Source organism: Streptomyces sp. NPDC048483 (genome assembly GCF_040651455.1).
GTDB lineage: Bacteria > Actinomycetota > Actinomycetes > Streptomycetales > Streptomycetaceae > Streptomyces.
Genome location: NZ_JBEZJZ010000054.1, coordinates 15,395 through 32,768, shown reverse-complemented (window position 1 = coordinate 32,768; position 17,374 = coordinate 15,395). Strand labels below are relative to the sequence as shown.

Below are 17,374 nucleotides of genomic sequence, written 5' to 3'. Positions count from 1 at the left end.
GAACCGCCCGCACGGCAGCCCCCAGCCGGCGGGGTGCGCGGCCGGCCCCCGCGCCATCTCCCCCCGTTTCATAAGCGCCACCTTAGGCACGCCCCGCCATCTCCGAACGAGCGGGCGGACCTTGCCGGCCTTGTAGACCCTTCCGTACGACCCGGCTGTGCTGCCGCGCCCGTCGCTGTTCGTACGGATGGAACGCGGCCCAGCAGATGACGAGCGCCGCGGCGAAGACCGGCAGCCAGGCCAGCCGGACGAGTACCCAGCCGGGGCCGTCGGGGACGGTGTGCAGGCCCGGCAGCGGAACGCCCGTGAGCAGGCCGACGGCCGTCACGGCCATCATCGCGGTCTGGTGCCACAGGAAGAGGGTCATCGCGGAGAGGTTCAGCAGTGCCACTGCGGCCCAGGCGGCCGGGCGTTGGAGAAGGCGGCGCAGCGGGCCGAGGAGGAGCAGGGCCGCGCCGCACTGGGCGAGGCCGAAGGTGACGGCGGCCAGCGTGGGCGGATTGAGGTTGGAGATCGCGGCGCCGGGGACGCCGACCATGGAGGCGGGGTAGCCGGCGAAGAGGACCAGGAGGGCGGTGGCGGCGGCGCCCCCGAGCAGCAGTACCCAGCCGGTCGTACGGTCCCGCAGCCCGCCCCGTGCCCAGGCCGCGCCCAGGCAGTACGGCACCAGCCAGCCCGCCGCCACATTGATCCAGCCGAGCCAGGCCGGGCCGTCGAGGCCGAAGCGGACCAGGTCGATGTGCAGGACGAGGGCGAGGGGCCAGAGGGGGTGCAGCCTGGCCACCAGGGGGGTTGCCGCGGTCAGTCCGGCGAAGACCAGAAGGAACCAGAGGGGCGAGAGCACCAGCTTGAGGAGGGTGTGCAGGGTTTCGGGGCCCACCCCGGAGGCGAGCATCCCGGCCGCCGCCACGACCCACACCACCAGTACGGCGGCGACCGGCCGGAACAGCCGGGCCAGCCGCGTGCCGAGCCACCGACCGTACGTCGCACCACCCGCGCGGGCCGCGGCGTAACTCTTCGCGCCCACCTGCCCGCCCACCAGGAAGAACACGGCGAGGCTCTGCAACACCCAGGTCACCGGGGTGAGTTGGGGCAGGGACTGCAGCGGGCTGGCGGCGCGCACCGTGCCGCTGTCGGAGATCAGGGCGGTCACCAGCCAGTGGCCGAGCATCACGCCCAGGATGGCGAGGGCGCGCAGGGCATCGACGGCCCGGTCGCGGTGGGGCGGGGTCGCGGCGTCGATACGGCGGACGAGGTCACGCATGACGGCCTCCGGAGGGCGTGGCTCCGGACGCGATCCGGGCGATGTTCGTCAGGGAGAGGGAACCGGGAGTGAGGTAGTGGCTGTGGTCGGTGTCCCCCGCGTCGAAGATCCGGGCGCCGAAGTCCTCTGCCATCGGGTCGGTCCCGAATCCGACGGTGACGGAGGGGAGGTGCAGGCGTCCGTGCGGTATGTCGGCCACCCAGTCCTGGGTGCCGCGGCCCGCCCAGACGGTGGCCCTGGTGTGCAACTGGCCGACGGTGTCGGCGCCGGTGCCGGGGCTGCCGTAGAGGACGAGGTCGGCGACCCGCAGGCCCGAGACGGCGCGGCCGCAGACGACCGAGCCGTAGGAGTGGCAGACGAGGGAGATGCGGGGGGCGGCGGTCGGCCTGGATCCGCTCGACGCCCCGTCGCGTATCGCCTTGCTCAACTCAGCTATGAATGAACGGAGTTGAGGGGCAGCCTCCTCGGCCGACCTCGGCGTCAGTACCGCGGGGCTCACCGTGGCCGGCGTCCGGTAGCCGAGCCAGGCGATGACGGCGGACCGGCCGCCCATCTCGTGCTGGAGCGCCACGGCACCGGCCCGGAAGCGCTCGTACGTATCGAGGCTGGTGTCCGAGCCCGGCACCAGTACGGCGATCCGCCCGGCGTGCGCCAGGTCCCCGAAGACCTCAGCGGTGCGGCCGCCGTCCCGGCCGTCGAAGGAGAGGAAGTGGCGCGCCGGGCCGGCCATCGTGCGCAGCGCGTCGGCCCGCCTGTGGTCACCGTGACCGGCGGCCATCCGTTCGGCCGCCCGGATGCCGGCGCGGCCCACGGCATAGCGTGCGTCGAGGGCCGCGGGGGTGGCGCTCAGCGGGCCCAGGGCAGCGGGGACGGGCGCCGGGACGGCCGCGGGGCGGGCCGCACCCGACACCGGCACTGCCACCGAAGCGGCGACCAGCGCGGCGAGCAGGGTGCGGCGCAGGCGGCTGCTGCGCGGACGGGATGCCATGGAGAGTGGCCCTTCTGTCCGTACCGGATGTCATGTGTGCGTGCGGTACGGAAGGTATGAAGCGGGCCTCATGGTTGGCGTCACACCAGGGGGTGCACTTGCGGGGTAGCTCTGGAGTACTACGGGTAGGGGGGTGCGGGACCCGCCCGGCCCGGAGTGCTCAGGGCCCGGCCCGGAGTGCTCAGCCGCGGATCAGGTCCGCGCACTTCTCCCCGATCATCATCGTCGTGACGCAGGGATTCACCGCCGGCAGGAACGGCATCGCCGAGCCGTCGGCCACCCGCAGCCCGGTGACGCCCTTGACGCGCAGCTGTGGGTCCAGCGGGGCGGCCGGGTCGTCGTCGGCCCCCATCCGGACCGTACAGGCGGGGTGGTAGACGGTGTTGTGGGTGGTGCGGATGTAGTCGAGGAGGTCGGCGTCGGAGCGGGCGGCGGGGCCGGGGGCGAGTTCGGTGCCGGCCCAGCTCGCCATGGGGGACTGGGAGATGATCTCGCGGGCCAGGCGCAGGCCGTAGGTCATGACGCGTACGTCGTGCTCATGGGTGAAGTAGCGCGGGTCGACCTTGGGCTTGTCGCGGAAGTCGCGGGTGCGCAGCCGTACGGTCCCCAGGGAGCGGGCGCGGGTGACGTTGGGGGTCAGACAGAAGGCGTTCTCGGAGGTGGGGTAGCCGCGGCGGTAGGTGTTCATGTCGAAGGGCACCGAACCGTAGTGGAACATCAGGTCCGGCCGGTCCAGCCCGGGTTCCGTATTGGCGAAGATGCCGATTTCCCACCACTGGGTGGAGGTCGTGACCATGGGCTGCTTGGCCTCCCACATGATCACGCCCTCCGGGTGGTCCTGGAGGTTTTCGCCCACACCGGGGGAGTCGACGAGGGGTTCGATCCCGGTGGCGCGGAGGTGGGCGGCGGGCCCGATGCCCGAGAGCATCAGCAGCTTCGGAGTGTCGATGGCGCCGCAGGAGACGATGACCTCGCGGCGGGCGTTGACGGTGCGGGTGTGGATCAGGTCGGGGGAGAGGTAGTCGACGCCTGTACAGCGCAGGGAGGGGTCGAACCGGAGGCGTCTGGCCTGGACGCCGGTGCGGACGTCGAGGTTGCGGCGCTTGCCCATGACGGGGTGCAGGTAGGAGACCGAGGCGGAGGAACGGGTCCCGTCGGGCCGGCAGTTGATCTGGAACCAGTTCGCGCCGCGTACGACGGTGGTGCCGGAATTGAACGGGGTGGTGGGGATGCCGGCCGCCGCGCAGGCCTCCAGGAGGGCGACACCGCAGGGGTCGTTGGGCGGCACGCTCCGCAGGGTGACCGGGCCGCTGCGGCCGTGGTGGCCACCGGGCGCGTCGTTGGTCTCCAGACGCTGGTAGAGCGGGAAGCACTCGGCCGCGCTCCAGCCCGTACAGCCCAGCGCGGCCCACTCGTCGAGGTCCTCGGCCGGGGCCCAGAACGCGATACAGGAGTTGTGGGACGAGCAGCCGCCCAGCACCTTGGCGCGGGCATGCCGCATGAAGCTGTTGCCGTTCTCCTGCGGTTCGACGGGATAGTCCCAGTCGTAGCCCGACTCCAGCAGGGCCATCCACTGGTCGAGGCGGAGGATATGGGGGTCGTCGACGTCGGAGGGCCCGGCCTCCAGTAGGCAGACACTGGCGCCCGGATCCTCGCTGAGCCGCGCGGCCACGACCGCGCCGGCCGTACCGCCGCCGACCACGACATAGTCGAACGCATCCACCTGGGGCTCTTCGGGCATGGCGGCGTCCTCCGGATCAGGGGTTGGGGGGCGGGGGGCTGTCCGGCGTCTGTGCTGCGTGCGCGGCCAGCACTCCGGTGTGCTTGCGCTGGACGAACCAGTAGTACGCGAAGCCACCGAGCCCCACGATGCCGATGAACAGGAAGGCTCCCCAGCGCAGATACCAGTGCTGCGGGCCGGTCGCGTTGTAGACCGCGGCGCGCGGCCAGGCGAGGTTGAGGGACATGGCGGCGCCCCAGAGCACGGCGACGACATTCACCGGGAGGCCGAACTTCCCCAGCGAGAACCGTCCTTCGAGCGGCTTCCATCTCCCGCGCAGCCGCTGGATCAGCATCGGCAGGGTGACCAGCAGATACGCCAGATAGATCATGATGATCGCGATGCTGGTGATCACGGAGAAGATCTGCGGCTGATTGACGTTGATGACAAGGATGGCGACCGCCACCAGACCGATGATGACGGCCGGCAGCACCGGAGTCTGGAACCGCGGGCTGACCTTGGCGAGCTGCGACGACGCGGGCAGGTTGTTGTCCCGGGCCATGGCATACGCCAGCCGGATGCTGGCCGTGTGCACCGCCAGCTCGCACACCGTGATCGCAACGACCACACACCACAGCACGATCTGCCCGATGGTCGAGCCGAGAGTGGAGAGCACGACGTACTGCAGGCCGTCCACGGACAGCTCCTTGGCGTGCAGATCGGGCACCGCCAGCAGCGCGAACAGCAGAATCAGCCCGCCGATGAGGAACGACGCCACCAGGGCGCGCAGAATCGCGCGGGGCGCGTTGCGGCCCGGGTCCTTGGACTCCTCGCCGAGCGACGAGGCCGTATCGAAGCCGTACATCACATACGCCGAGGCCAGCGACGCCGTCAGGAACGCGCCGAGGTACCCCAGATCCTGGCCGGCGCCCAGGCCGAAGGTCTCGGTCACCGCGCTGGGGCCGCGGGTGACATGGGCGGCGAGCAGGATGATCAGCACGATGGCGGCGATCAGCTCGATCGCCACACCCGCCGAGTTGATCCGCGCCATCAGCTTCACACCGAAGGCGTTGACCAGCGTGGTGAAGGCGACCAGTACGGTGCCGAGCAGTACCGCGTTGGCGGCCGCGTCGGTCTTCCCCGTGCCGTCGCCGACGAACTGGAACCACGACGAGATCTGCGGCAGCGTCACCTGATACGCCAGGGCCACGGCCGACAGCGACACCATGCTGGCCGTCAGCATCATCCAGCCGCCCAGCCAGCCGACATGGGGGCCGCCCAGCTGCTTCGCCCAGTTGTAGATCGAACCCGCCACCGGATACCGGGCGGCGAGCTCACAGAAGCACAGCGCCACCATCAGCTGACCGACGAAGACCATCGGCCACGACCACCAGTACGCCGGGCCGCCGTTGCTCACCCCGAAGTAGAACAGCTGGAAGGTGCCGGTGAGGATGGAGATATAGCTGATCCCGGCGGCAAAGGTATGGAAGTTGCCCAGGGTGCGCTTGAGTTCGGGCTTGTAGCCGAGTTCCGCCAGCGACTCGTCGTCGTGCGACCCGGCGGCCCCGTGCGAACCGTCGGTCACTCGAACCACCTCTGCGGACGCGGCGCCGTATTACGCCAGACGTGCTTGGCCTCCTGATACTCCCCCAGCCCCGCCGGCCCCAGCTCCCGCCCCACACCGGACTGCTTCATCCCGCCCCACTCCGCCTGCGGCACATACGGATGGAAGTCGTTGATCCACACCGTCCCCGCCCGCATCCGCGCCGCCACCCGGTGCGCCCGCTCGCTGTCCTGCGTCCACACCGCCCCGGCCAGGCCGTACACCGTGTCATTGGCCAGCGACACCGCCTCGTCCTCGTCCCGGAACCGTTCCACCGTCAGCACCGGACCGAACGACTCGTCCCGCACGACGGACATGTCCGGGGTGCACTCGTCCAGCACCGTCGGCAGGTAGTAGAAGCCGTCCGCGAGCGCCGGATCGTCCGGCGCCGAGCCGCCGCAGAGCAGTACCGCACCCTCGTCGAGCCCCGCCGCCACATACGCCTCCACCTTCGCGCGATGCGCGGCGGAGATCAGCGGTCCCGTCCGGGCGTCCTCGTCGAACGGCCCGCCGAGCCGGATCCGCTGCGCACGGGAGACCAGCTCATCGACGAACGCATCGTGCAGGGAGTCCTGCACGAGCAGCCGGGCGCCCGCCGAACAGACCTGCCCCGAGTGCAGAAAGACCGCCATCAGCGCGTAGTCGATGGCGGTGTCGAAATCCGCGTCGGCGAAGACGATGTTCGGGTTCTTGCCGCCCAGCTCCAGGGCGATCTTCTTCACCGTGGGCGCGGCCGCCGCCATGATCCGGCGCCCGGTCACCAGCCCTCCGGTGAACGACACCATGTCCACCCGCGGATCCTCCGTCAGCGGCCCTCCGACCAGAGCACCGGTGCCCAGCACCAGATTGGCCGCCCCGTCCGGCAGCCCCGCCTCGGCCAGCAGCCGCATCAGATGAATCGCCGTGTGCGGGGTCAGCTCACTCGGCTTCAGCACGAAGGTATTGCCGGTGACCAGCGCGGGAGCGACCTTCCAGGCCGTCTGGAGCAGCGGATAGTTCCACGGGGTGATCAGCGCACAGACACCCACCGGCTCATGCCGCACCGTGCTGTCCGCCTCCGCCACCCCCGTATCGACGACCCGGTCCGTACCGCCCGCCGCGCCGAGATTGCCGAAGTAACGGAAACAGTTGGCGATGTCGTCCATGTCGTATGCGCTCTCGACCAGCCGCTTCCCCGTGTCCAGGGACTCTTCCTTGGCCAGCGCATCCTTGTCGCGCTCCAGCAGCTCCGCGACCCGCAGTACCAGCCGGCCCCGCTCGGCGGCCGGAGTCCGCGGCCAGGGCCCGTCGTCAAAGGCCAGCCGGGCGGCGCCGACCGCCGCGGCCGCATCCTTCGGCCCGCCCTCATCGACCGTCGCGACCAGCCTGCCGTCCGCCGGACAGCGGATCTCCCGCACCTGCCCGTCGGCCGCTGCGGTCCACTGACCGCCGATGAACAGCTCCGGCATGGGCATGCCTCCGGTCTCGGTCGCGTACGGTGGCGAACTCTGCACCGAGGGTAAGGCGGGTGCCGTTCGTTCGCACGGCACGCGGGGCCGGGAGCGTGGACCCGGCGCCCGGGGCGCGACAATCAGGTCATGCCAGCCCAGGAGCATCAGCGCCGCCCCATCGGCCCCGCCCGCTACCCCGTCCCCGACGCCGCGACCTACCTGGCGGGCGGCTGGCGCATCGCGCGCACCGTCCGGGACCTGTGCACCGGTGCCGAGGGCAGCTTCCACGGCACGGCCCAGTTCCGGCCCGACGCGGCCGGCGCCGGACTGCTGCACATCGAGGAGGGCGAGCTGACCTGGGCCGGAACCGTCCACCCGGCGAGCCGCACACTGCGCCTGCGGCCCCTGCCGGACGGCACCGCCCGGATCACCTTCGCCGACGGCCGCCCCTTCCACGACCTCGACCTGCGCACCGGCCGCTGGACCGCCGTACACCCCTGCGCCGACGACCGCTACGAGGGAATCTTCACCGTCATCGCGGCGGACGAATGGCACCTGGAATGGCGTGTCGGCGGCCCGGCGAAGGAGCAGCTGCTGCGGTCCGTGTACCGGCGCGCCCCCGTCACCCCTTGACCGCCCGCACGGCGAACAACAACGGAACGATCGGCTCCGACTCCGGCAGCCGCCACCATCCGTTCCCGGCCGGCACCATCGCCTCGAACCGCTTCCACGGCAGCAGCTCGGTCTCCCGCACCAGCTCGACCCGCAGACCGGCGGCGACGACGGCGGAGACGACCTCGCCGAGGCCGTGCCGCCACTCGTAGCTGGTCGTCGCGCCCTGCACCGGCGGGCCATCGGTATACGTGTGCGGCGAATCGCTCCGGATGGGCCCGCGGCCCGCCAAATAGTCGTGCCGGAGCACGAGCCGATCACCTTCCGGGCCGGGCGTCGGCCCCAGGGCGTTGAGCAACGGATGGAACTCCACCAGGTAGAACGTGCCACCCGGCCGCAGCAACGAGGCAACCGTCTGGGCCCAGGCCGCCAGATCCGGCAGATAGCACAGCGCCCCCTTGCCCGTGTAGACGACGTCGAAGCGCCGGCCGCCAAGTGCCCGTACGGCGTCATGCACATCGGACTCGACGAACTCCACCTCCCGGCCCGCCTCCGCCGCCAGACGCCGCGCCTGCGCAACGGACGCCGCGGAGAAATCCAGCCCCACCGTGTGCGCCGCGCCCCGCTCCGCGAAGGCCGCCGTCTCAGTGCCCAGATGACACTGCAGATGCAGCACCTCCCGCCCCGCCAGACCGCCCAGATCCGCCCACTCGAACGGCGCGAACCAGTCCTCCGCCGTCCGCGTACCGTCCACCCCGTAGAACTCGCTGGCCACATGGACGGGGGTACGGGCATCCCAGTTCGCCCGATTGGCCCGCACCATCTCCTCGACGGTCCCCGCCACACCCGCCCCGTACATCGGATCGCTCTGCTCAGTGGTCATCCGCCCCTCCTACCCACCTCCGAACGCCACCCGAACGCCCCGTCCGATTTCCGCCAGCGCCGCATCGCCGGCATGCCGCACAGTGGAAGGGTGATGAGCGATGGCAGCAAATACGAGGCGGTGTGCAGCCGCGACGCGCGGTTCGACGGAGACTTCTTCTTCGCCGTCACCACAACCGGGATCTACTGCCGGCCGAGCTGCCCGGCCACCACCCCCAAACAGAAGAACGTCCGCTTCTTCCCCACCGCCGCCGCGGCCCAGGGCTCCGGCTTCCGGGCCTGCCGCCGCTGCCGCCCCGACGCGGTACCCGGCTCCGCCGAGTGGAACGTACGCGCCGACATGGTCGGCCGCGCCATGCGGCTCATCGGCGACGGCGTCGTCGACCGCGAAGGCGTCGCCGGCCTCGCCCAGCGGCTCGGCTACAGCGCCCGCCAGGTACAACGCCAGCTGAACGCCGAACTCGGCGCCGGCCCGGTGGCACTCGCCCGCGCCCAGCGCTCCCACACCGCGCGGATACTGCTCCAGACCACCCCGCTGCCCATCGCCGAAATCGCCTTCGCCTCCGGATTCGCCAGCGTCCGGCAGTTCAACGACACCATCCGCGAGATCTACGCCCTCACCCCCACCGGGCTGCGCGCCGCCCGGCCCGGCAAGACCGCCCGGTTCGGCCCGGTGGCACAGCAGGCCGGCGCCGGCGGCATAGCGCTGCGGCTCGCCTTCCGCGGACCGTACGCCGCCGCCGAAGTCTTCAACTACCTCGAACGCCGCGCACTGACCGGCATCGAGGAGACCATCGGCGAGCCCGGCGCCCGCACCTACCGCCGCACCCTGCGGCTGCCCAACGGCTCCGGGATCGCCGAGGTCGACGAGCGGCCGGGCGGCGGATCCGACGGGAACGGCGGCGGCTGGCTGGAATGCAGGCTGCACCTGAGCGAACTGCGCGACCTGACCACCGCCACCCAGCGGATGCGCCGCCTCCTCGACCTCGACGCCGACCCGTACGCCGTGGCCGACCACCTCAGCCAGGACCCGCTGCTCGCCACACTCGTGGCGCAGCGCCGCGGACTGCGCTCCCCGGGCACCTGCGACGGCCATGAACTCGCCGTGCGCGCCGTGCTCGGCCAGCAGGTATCGGTCCCCGCCGGCCGCAAACTCGGCAGCGCCGTCGTCGCCGCCCACGGCGAACCCCTCGCCGAACCCAGCGGCGGCCTGACCCACCTCTTCCCCGCCACCGACGACCTCGCCGAGGCCTCCCTGACGCAACTCGGCATGCCCGACTCCCGCCGCGCCACCCTGCGCACACTGGCCGCCGCCCTCGCCGACGGCACCGTACCGCTGGACGCCGGAGCCGACCGCGACCAGGCCGAGAAGGAGCTGCTGAACCTCCGCGGCATCGGCCCCTGGACCGCCGGCTACATCCGGATGCGCGCCCTCGGCGACCCGGACGTACTGCTGGAGGGCGACGTCGCGGTCCTCGCCGGCATGCGCAACTCCGGTGCACGGATGGCCGATTCGGACGACTGGCGCCCCTGGCGCTCCTACGCCATGCACCACTTCTGGAACGCCAGGGCCCAGCCCCCGGCGCGCGCCGCCTGATCGCCGTCCGGACGTCACCCGCAGCGGAAATGCGACGTCCGAATTCCGCCAGCGAAACACCGTGCGAGGCAACAGGATGGACGTATCGACGCGGACATGAGCGCCGAAGCGAACCCACCACCCGAAAGCAGAACCCCGAACAATCGAGAGGAACGGACCGATGACGGTCTACACCACCATCGACAGCCCCCTGGGCGAACTCCTGCTGGTCGGTGAGGAGTCCGGCACCGCCGCCGGCGGCACCGCGCTCGCCTCGCTGTCCCTCCCCGGTCAGAAGGGCGGCGCCACCGTCCAGGACGGCTGGACCGAGGACGCGGCCGCCTTCACGGAGATCGCCGCCCAGCTCGCCGCGTACTTCGCGGGCGAGCGCACCCGCTTCGACATCGAGTACGTCACCGGTGGCTCCGACTTCCAGCGGCGCGTCTGGACCGCCCTGGACGGTATCCCGTACGGCAAGACCTTCAGCTATGGCGAAATCGCCGCGCAGATCGGCGCCTCGCGGGCCGCGGTACGCGCGGTCGGCACCGCCATCGGCCGCAACCCGCTGCTTGTCGTCCGCCCCTGCCACCGCGTGATCGGCGCCAACGGCTCGCTCACCGGCTACGCCGGCGGACTCGAGCGCAAAGAGCAGCTCCTGCAGCTCGAAGGCATCACCCCGGCGGCCTGACCGCACCCCTTCCCGGAGACCCACATGACCCCCAAGCCCCACGTGGCCGGCAAGAACGCCACCGCCCAGGCCACCCGACACGTCGATGCGGCCGACTGGGACGCCCTGGCTGCGGAGCTGGACACTTACGGCGGCGCCCTCACCCCGCAGCTCCTCACCCCGGCCCAGTGCGCCGACATCGCCGCACTGTACGAGAAGGAGGAGCTGTTCCGGACCACCATCGACATGGCCCGTTACCGCTTCGGCTCCGGCCAGTACCGCTACTTCCACCACGAACTCCCGGAGCCGGTTGCCGCACTGCGCAGGGCCTTCTACCCCCATCTGCTCACCATCGCCCGCGACTGGGCCGTCCGGCTCCGCCGCCCGGCCCCGTGGCCGGACACCCTGGACGAGTGGCTGGCCATGTGCCATGAGGCGGGCCAGGACCGCTCCGCCCAGATCCTGCTCCGCTACGGGACGGGCGACTGGAACGCCCTGCACCGCGATGTCGTCGGCGACATGCTCTTCCCGCTCCAGGTCGTCATCGGCCTGGACGAGCACGGCACGGACTACACCGGCGGCGAGTTTCTCCTCGTCGAACAGCGCCCACGGGCGCAGTCACGCGGCACCACCAACGTCCTCCAACAGGGCCACGGCCTCATCTTCACCACCCGGGACCGCCCGGTGGCCACCAAACGCGGCTGGTCGGCCGGCGCCATGCGGCACGGCGTCAGCACCGTCCGCTCGGGCCGCCGCCACGCCCTCGGGCTGGTCTTCCACGATGCCGCCTGATGAACACCCACGTACCGGCCGACGGGCCCACTGACATCCGGCTGATCGACGCGCCCGCTTCCCCGCTCATCGGCGCCGCGGACCTGGCCGAGTCCCTCGCCGAGTACGGCGACCTGCCCCGGCCCGCCCCCCACACCCAGGCCGAACTCGCCGCCCTCATCGGCCTGTTGGCCCGCCCCAAGGCCCGCGTCGAGACCGTCACCGTCGGCCACAGCCGTGATCCCGCCTCCCGCGCGGCCGCCGAGGCCTTCACCGCCGCCTGGCAGGCCCGCGGCGGTACGGTCCTCGCCGTCGTCGACTGGCCCGAGTCGGCCGCCTCCTGGCTGCGCCCGGCCAAGCGCCTGACGGCCGAACAGCCTGACGCCTGGGTCATCGCCGCCGCCCCGCTCGGCTTCGCCCAACTTGCCCGCCGCCTGCGGCACAGCACCGACTGGGACCCGGCCCGCACCGTGGCCTTCGCCGCCCTCCAGGACTCCCGGCTGCCCGCCCTGACCGGCCCGGACACGCTCCACGGCCTGCGCGGCGCGTCCACCGGAGGCGGCACCTGGGAGGTGAACCACCGCTGGGTCACCGCCCGTCCGCCCGCCGCGGCAGACGGGTAGCGGCGGCTGCGGTGTGGTGGGGGTGGGGCGGATGCGGCGGAGGGAACGGGCGTTATTCGCACGTCTGTTGTCTGCAACAGTCGGCGTCCGATGGGTATGTTGGACGGCGCACGGCGTAGTCGTTCCCTCACAGATACGACACGGATCCGGCGCGGATCCGGTGTGGATCCGCTAGGGACGGTGCGTCGGTGCCGTATGGCTGGTGGCTGTCGAAGCGACGGGAAAGTGTGGAATGAGCCAAGAAACGCAACCGCAGTCCAGTGCCGTCGATGTCAGCATCCCGAGTGTGGCGCGCATGTACGACTACTACCTCGGCGGCAAGGACAACTACGCCGTCGACCGCGAGGCGTGCGACAAGCTGAGCGAGGTCGTGCCGAGCACTCAGGTGCTGGCGATCAACAACCGGCGCTTTCTGCGGCGGGCGGTGCGCTGGCTGGCCCGCGAGCACGGTATCCGGCAGTTCATCGACCATGGATCCGGCCTGCCGACCCAGGACAACGTCCACCAGGTCGCGCAGCAGATCGACCCTCAGTCGCGCGTGGTGTACGTCGACAACGACCCCATCGTGCTGGCGCACGGCCGCGCCCTGCTGGAGGAGAACGCCAACACCGCCGTCATCCAGGCGGACATGCGGGATACAGACGGCATCTTCAGCAGCCCGGAGGTGAAGCGGCTGATCGATTTCGACCAGCCGGTCGCCGCGCTGTTCGTCTCCGTACTGCACTGCATCCCGGACTCCGCCGATCCGGGCGGCCTGGTCAAGCGGGTCGCCGACCGGCTGGCGCCCGGCAGCTTCCTGGTGGTGTGCCAGTTGGTCAGCGAGGACGCCGCGACGCGTGACTTCGTCACGGAGTTCATGGACAAGAGCACCCATGGCCAGTGGGGCCGGGTGCGGCAGGCGCACGAGCTGGCGGCGTTCCTGGACGGGCTGGAGATCCAGGAGCCCGGACTGGTGGAGGTCTCCACCTGGAAGCCGGACGCGGATCTCGGACCCAAGCAACTCACCATGGAGTGGATCGAGTTCGGGGGAGTGGCCCGTAAGAGGTAGGGGAGCCACGGCGGAACCGGAGAACGCAGGAAGACCAGGGAAAACGGAGGCGGGGACCCGGCCGGGGCCCTGCCTCCGTCAGCTTTCCTGCGTCATCAGACGGTCGAGGAGCGCCAGTGACGCCCGCGGCGACTCGGACTGGGCGCTGAGGCGGTCCATCACGGCGAGATAGTGATCGACGTCGTCGCGCTTGTCCAGATACAGCGCGCTGGTCAGCTGCTCCAGATACACGATGTCCGGCAGATCCGGCTCCAGGAACCGCAGGATCGTGATCGGACCGCCGGCCGCCGCCAGGCCGCCGAGGCTGAACGGCGCGACCTGCAGCGTGACATTGGGCAGCTCCGCCATCGAGCGGAGATGCCTGAGCTGATCGGTCATCACACCGGGCCCGCCGAGCGGGCGGCGCAGTGATGCCTCGTCGATCACCGCCCACAGCCGCGGCGCGTCCGGCGCGGTCAGCAGCGCCTGCCGCTGTACGCGCAGCGCGACCCGTCTCTCGATCTCCTCGGCGGAGGCCCGCGGATGGCCGAGCTGGGCCACCGCATGGGCGTAGCCCTCGGTCTGGAGCAGGCCGGGTACGAACTGGACCTCGTAGGTGCGGATGACGGAGGCGGCCTCCTCGAGGCCGATGTGGGTCTCGAACCAGTTGGGCAGTACATCGCCGTACTGGTGCCACCAGCCCGGCGTGCTGGTGCGGCGGGCCAGCTTGAGGAAGTCGGAGCGGTCCGCCTCGTCCGTGACGCCGTAGAGCGTCAGCAGATCGGCGACGTCCCGCTCCTTGCAGCTCACCCGGCCGAGCTCCAGGCGGCTGATCTTGGCATGGGAGCCGCGAATGGCGTCCCCGGCGGCTTCCCGGGTGACGCCGGCCGCCTCACGCAGCCGCCGGAGCTGGGTGCCCAGCACGATCCGCAGGACGGTGGGACCGCCCCGCGGATGCTCCAGATAGCGGCGCAGAGACGGTTGGGTGCTCGGCTTCGCGGCGATCATGCTGACTCCCCTGAGTGGTCGGGCGAATGCCCAGTGTCCCATCGGCCCGTACGCACGTACAGTCGGGGCGACTATCCGGCCGACATATGCGCCAGTGACGTCAGCCGCGGCCGAGCAGATCGTCGAAGTCGCCGTCCTTGGCGCCCTGGACGAAGGCCGCCATCTCGTCGTGGGTGTAGATCAGCGCCGGGCCCGACGCGCACCGGGAGTTGCGCACCGCGACCCCGCCGTCCGAAAGAACCGCCAGCTCAACGCAGTTGCCGCTGGGGTTGCTGCGGCGGCTCTTGCGCCAGACGGCGCCTTCGATGTGGGTCGCCGGCATGCCATTGGTGACTGACTCCATCACAGCTGCTCCCTTGCTGGAGGCGGTGCCTCCTACCGTTCCTGGCTCGCGATCAGGTTGGCGTGAACGAGCTCCTGAGTGACCGTCCTTACCGATGTAATTGCAGATGCACTTGCAGCGGGGGGCGGACGACGAGGATATTAGCTCTCCAGAGCACTCCACGCCCAGACCCGAAAAGCCCTTCGCGGAGATCGTGATGACCACACATCAGGCCGAGACCGTGCAGCACGCCCTTCGGGAGGAGCGGGAGGAACCATGTGACGAAACCTGGTGGATGCCCGGCCCCAACAGCTTCGCCGCCTGCGCGCTGAGCCCCTCCGCGCGCACCGTGGCGGAGGCCCGCCGCTTCACCCGGACGACCCTCGAGGGCTGGCAGATGTGCGCCGGCGTCGCCGAGGACGCCGCGACGGTCGTCTCCGAACTCGTCACCAACGCCCTGCGGTACGGCACCACGGACGGTGCGCTCGACGCTGCCGGCCCCGCCTGGCTCGCCCTGACCCGGCAGGACGCCACCGTGCTGTGCGCGGTCTCGGACCCCGGTACCAGCGCCCCGGTCGTCCAGGTGCACGACGAGCTCGCCGAATCCGGGCGCGGACTGCACATCGTCGATGTGCTGAGTGATGCCTGGGGCTGGACACCGCCGGACCGTCTGGGCAAGACCGTCTGGGCGACGGTGTCGATGCGCGGCTGACGCCCTGGGACTGCTGTCCCTGGGCCACTTCCGGGCGGGAGGTGCTGCTACGGGGTGACGCCCCCGACTGCGCCCGTACCCTCAGCCAGTCGGGCCGACCGGGCGGGCATGGCCGCCGGGCGCCCGGCCCGGAAGACGGCCAGCACCCGGCCGGCATCCGCCGGCAGCAGCGCGCCGAGTGAGGCGGCGGTGTCCGGGTTGTCGATGAGCTGGCTCAACGGATGGACGGCCAGGCCGAGTTCGGTGAGCGCGTACCAAGTGCGGACGAGATCCTGGCCGGCCCGGACGAGGTCGCGCTCGCCCATGTCCCGTGGCCCGGTGAACACCAGCACGCTGCCGTCGTGGCGCAACAGCCCGCGCTGGGTGCCCGCCAGCAGCCTGGCCAGCCCGAGCCGCCGCAGCAGGGCATACGGACGAGGAGCCAGTACGGCGCGGAGTCCGGCCGCTTCCGTACGGGAGAGGGCCAGGGCCTCGTAGGTGAGTCCGTCGGCGCGGTAACGGGGGTGGCCGGGGTGCAGCCGGAGCCAGGCGCGGAGTTCCGTGGCCACGGGGGCGGTGCCGAACAGGTGGCGATCGGCGCGTACGGCGAGAGCGGTGAGGGCGCGGGCGGGGAGTTCGAAGAGGGTGTGGGGGCCGGTCAATGCGCCTCGCACAGAGGTGAGTTGGGACGGGGTGAGGCGGCCGGGGAGGTGGGGGCCGCGGGCGCAGGTGCGGTCGGTGACGGTGGTGGAGGTGAAGGGTGTGGGGTGCGGCGCGCGGGCGGGCAGCAGGCGGGCGGCGGTCCGCCGGGCCGTGTCGACGGCGATCTCCGCGCGTACGGACAGGCCGGCGTCGGCCGCCACGGTCAGGCAGGTCTCCACGAACGCGCCCAGGGCGAGATGCAGATCGCGGCGGGTCGGGTCGCCGGCCGGGAGTTCGCGGTCGGCGGACCAGCCGATGGTGATCGCGCCGGGGCCGTAACGCAGTGTCCAGGGCTGGGTGTTGTGGGCGCTGGGGGCCCGGCGGCACAGTGCCTCGCGCTCGCGCAGGGCCCGTACCCATGGCTGCTCGGTGCCGGGCATCACAGCTCCCGCTCGTAGAAGGTGTAGCCGTGCAGCGGGCGGCCGCCGGCGCGGCGGTAGGAGGCGGCGGAGGCCGGGTTGGTGTGCTCGACGAAGGTGCTGCGCAGGGTGTGGTAGCCGCCGGTGCGCAGGCCTCGGTGCAGCTCCCGGGAGAGCAGGGTGAGATAGCCGTTGTCCTGTTCGTCCGGGACGGTGCCCTTGATGATCAGTACGGCCTCCTTGCGGTAGCGGGCGCAGGTGGCCAGCAGCTGGAGCTGACGGGGGAGGGGCAGGCGGCCCCGTGCGCGCATCACGAACGGGGAGATGTCCGGGACGGCCAGGACGAAGGCGATCGGGCGGCCCGCCTTGGTGAGATGGAGGAGCAGCCGCTCGTCCAGGAGGTGGGCCAGACCATCCGTCTGGGCGGCGAGCTGGTCGGCGGAAATCTCGGTGTAGTACGGGAGTGGGGCGAAGGCCGCATTGAGCATGGTGCGCAGCAGTGGCAGCTGCTCGGCGAGGCGGCGGCGGGAGCCGTGGTGGATGCGGAGGTCTTCGGCGGCGATGCGGCTGTCGTCGAAGCGGAATGTCGTGTCGGGGTCGAGGGTGTCCAGGTCCGGGCAGATCCAGGTGTCGGAGGGAAAGCGTCGGGTGAAGCCGTGGTGCTCGTATGCGGCCGGGTAGTGCGGGGGATTCCAGGCCGAGTCGATGAAGCCGCGCTCCTCGAAGCCCGAGGTGATCACGCCGCCGGACTGGTTGGGCAGCAGACTCACCGGGCCGAAGAGGCCCGTCGCCCCGGCCTTGCGCCCGGTGTGTTCCGCGAGGTCGAAGAGGCGTCCGGCGACCTCCGTGTCGGTGAACTCGGTCAGTCCGAACAGCTGGGTGGGGCGGCCGAGTTGGCGGTCCATGGCATCCGAGCGGTGCAGGCAGATCCGGCCGACCGGGCGGCCCGTACGGGTCTCGGTGGCGAGATGCAGGGCGGTGGCGCCGGTGCGGTGCCAGTCGGCGATCGTGGCCGCGAGGGTGGGGACGTGCCTGCCGGGCGGATGCAGCCGGAGCGGCAGCTCGCAGAAGGCGCGCAGGGAGCGGCGGTCGGTGACGGGGGAGAGGGTGAGCGGCGTGGCAGACATGG

At 71.4% G+C, this 17,374-nt stretch carries 17 protein-coding genes; 7 read left to right on the top strand and 10 right to left on the bottom strand.

The features are described from left to right. Positions 1-82: 82 nt before the first annotated feature. From AB0D04_RS24995 to AB0D04_RS24975, 5 genes are all read right to left on the bottom strand, one after another. Positions 83-1,264, bottom strand: a complete 1,182-nt coding sequence (locus AB0D04_RS24995) for an acyltransferase (protein WP_362707255.1) — start codon at positions 1,262-1,264, stop codon at positions 83-85. After that, positions 1,257-2,252: an alpha/beta hydrolase gene (locus AB0D04_RS24990; RefSeq protein WP_362707253.1), complete on the bottom strand. Its 996-nt coding sequence runs from the start codon at positions 2,250-2,252 to the stop codon at positions 1,257-1,259. The genes AB0D04_RS24995 and AB0D04_RS24990 overlap by 8 nt, the downstream gene beginning before the upstream one ends. A gap of 181 nt (positions 2,253-2,433) precedes the next feature. After that, a complete protein-coding gene (locus AB0D04_RS24985; RefSeq protein ID WP_362707250.1) occupies positions 2,434-3,993 on the bottom strand; it encodes a GMC family oxidoreductase N-terminal domain-containing protein in 1,560 nt (519 codons plus the stop codon). Between the two features lie 16 nt (positions 3,994-4,009). Next, complete coding sequence (locus AB0D04_RS24980) at positions 4,010-5,557, bottom strand: amino acid permease (protein ID WP_362707247.1); 1,548 nt, start codon at positions 5,555-5,557, stop codon at positions 4,010-4,012. Next, entirely contained in the window at positions 5,554-7,023 is a 1,470-nt protein-coding gene (locus AB0D04_RS24975) for an aldehyde dehydrogenase family protein (RefSeq protein ID WP_362707244.1), read from the bottom strand. Before AB0D04_RS24975 ends, AB0D04_RS24980 begins: the two co-directional genes overlap by 4 nt. Positions 7,024-7,152: 129 nt before the next feature. Between AB0D04_RS24975 and AB0D04_RS24970 the strand changes: the two genes are divergently transcribed. Beyond that, on the top strand, positions 7,153-7,638 hold the full coding sequence (locus AB0D04_RS24970; RefSeq protein WP_362707242.1) for a DUF6314 family protein: 486 nt from the start codon (positions 7,153-7,155) through the stop codon (positions 7,636-7,638). On the opposite strand, the gene AB0D04_RS24965 is transcribed toward AB0D04_RS24970, so the two are convergent. Continuing rightward, entirely contained in the window at positions 7,628-8,500 is an 873-nt protein-coding gene (locus AB0D04_RS24965) for a class I SAM-dependent methyltransferase (RefSeq protein WP_362707241.1), read from the bottom strand. The genes AB0D04_RS24970 and AB0D04_RS24965 overlap by 11 nt on opposite strands. Before the next feature lie 93 nt (positions 8,501-8,593). Here AB0D04_RS24965 and AB0D04_RS24960 point away from each other — a divergent pair, with 93 nt between their 5' ends. The 5 genes from AB0D04_RS24960 (at position 8,594) to AB0D04_RS24940 (ending at position 13,184) form a co-directional block, all read left to right on the top strand. Then, the gene (locus AB0D04_RS24960; protein WP_362707239.1) at positions 8,594-10,096 is read left to right on the top strand and encodes an AlkA N-terminal domain-containing protein; all 1,503 of its coding nucleotides are present in this window, start codon (positions 8,594-8,596) and stop codon (positions 10,094-10,096) included. Between the two features lie 160 nt (positions 10,097-10,256). Then, on the top strand, positions 10,257-10,763 hold the full coding sequence (locus tag AB0D04_RS24955; protein ID WP_362707237.1) for a methylated-DNA--[protein]-cysteine S-methyltransferase: 507 nt from the start codon (positions 10,257-10,259) through the stop codon (positions 10,761-10,763). A gap of 24 nt (positions 10,764-10,787) precedes the next feature. After that, positions 10,788-11,534: a 2OG-Fe(II) oxygenase gene (locus AB0D04_RS24950; protein WP_362707234.1), complete on the top strand. Its 747-nt coding sequence runs from the start codon at positions 10,788-10,790 to the stop codon at positions 11,532-11,534. After that, positions 11,534-12,136 carry an ABC transporter substrate-binding protein gene (locus tag AB0D04_RS24945; protein ID WP_362707231.1) on the top strand — a complete coding sequence of 201 codons (603 nt, stop codon included), beginning with the start codon at positions 11,534-11,536 and terminating at the stop codon, positions 12,134-12,136. The genes AB0D04_RS24950 and AB0D04_RS24945 overlap by 1 nt, the downstream gene beginning before the upstream one ends. A gap of 232 nt (positions 12,137-12,368) precedes the next feature. Next, positions 12,369-13,184 carry an SAM-dependent methyltransferase gene (locus AB0D04_RS24940; RefSeq protein ID WP_362707229.1) on the top strand — a complete coding sequence of 272 codons (816 nt, stop codon included), beginning with the start codon at positions 12,369-12,371 and terminating at the stop codon, positions 13,182-13,184. Between the two features lie 78 nt (positions 13,185-13,262). Here the strand turns inward: AB0D04_RS24940 and AB0D04_RS24935 are convergent, their stop codons facing one another. Together AB0D04_RS24935 and AB0D04_RS24930 are read right to left on the bottom strand one after the other, a co-directional pair. Then, positions 13,263-14,171: a helix-turn-helix transcriptional regulator gene (locus AB0D04_RS24935; RefSeq protein ID WP_362707226.1), complete on the bottom strand. Its 909-nt coding sequence runs from the start codon at positions 14,169-14,171 to the stop codon at positions 13,263-13,265. 100 nt (positions 14,172-14,271) lie between these two features. Beyond that, positions 14,272-14,514 carry a DUF397 domain-containing protein gene (locus AB0D04_RS24930; RefSeq protein WP_362707223.1) on the bottom strand — a complete coding sequence of 81 codons (243 nt, stop codon included), beginning with the start codon at positions 14,512-14,514 and terminating at the stop codon, positions 14,272-14,274. A gap of 196 nt (positions 14,515-14,710) precedes the next feature. Here AB0D04_RS24930 and AB0D04_RS24925 point away from each other — a divergent pair, with 196 nt between their 5' ends. Beyond that, the gene (locus AB0D04_RS24925) at positions 14,711-15,205 is read left to right on the top strand and encodes an ATP-binding protein (RefSeq protein WP_362707220.1); all 495 of its coding nucleotides are present in this window, start codon (positions 14,711-14,713) and stop codon (positions 15,203-15,205) included. 47 nt (positions 15,206-15,252) lie between these two features. On the opposite strand, the gene AB0D04_RS24920 is transcribed toward AB0D04_RS24925, so the two are convergent. Together AB0D04_RS24920 and AB0D04_RS24915 are read right to left on the bottom strand one after the other, a co-directional pair. Continuing rightward, positions 15,253-16,266 carry a hypothetical protein gene (locus AB0D04_RS24920; RefSeq protein WP_362707217.1) on the bottom strand — a complete coding sequence of 338 codons (1,014 nt, stop codon included), beginning with the start codon at positions 16,264-16,266 and terminating at the stop codon, positions 15,253-15,255. Next, complete coding sequence (locus AB0D04_RS24915; protein WP_362707214.1) at positions 16,266-17,372, bottom strand: hypothetical protein; 1,107 nt, start codon at positions 17,370-17,372, stop codon at positions 16,266-16,268. Before AB0D04_RS24915 ends, AB0D04_RS24920 begins: the two co-directional genes overlap by 1 nt. Positions 17,373-17,374 lie beyond the last annotated feature (2 nt).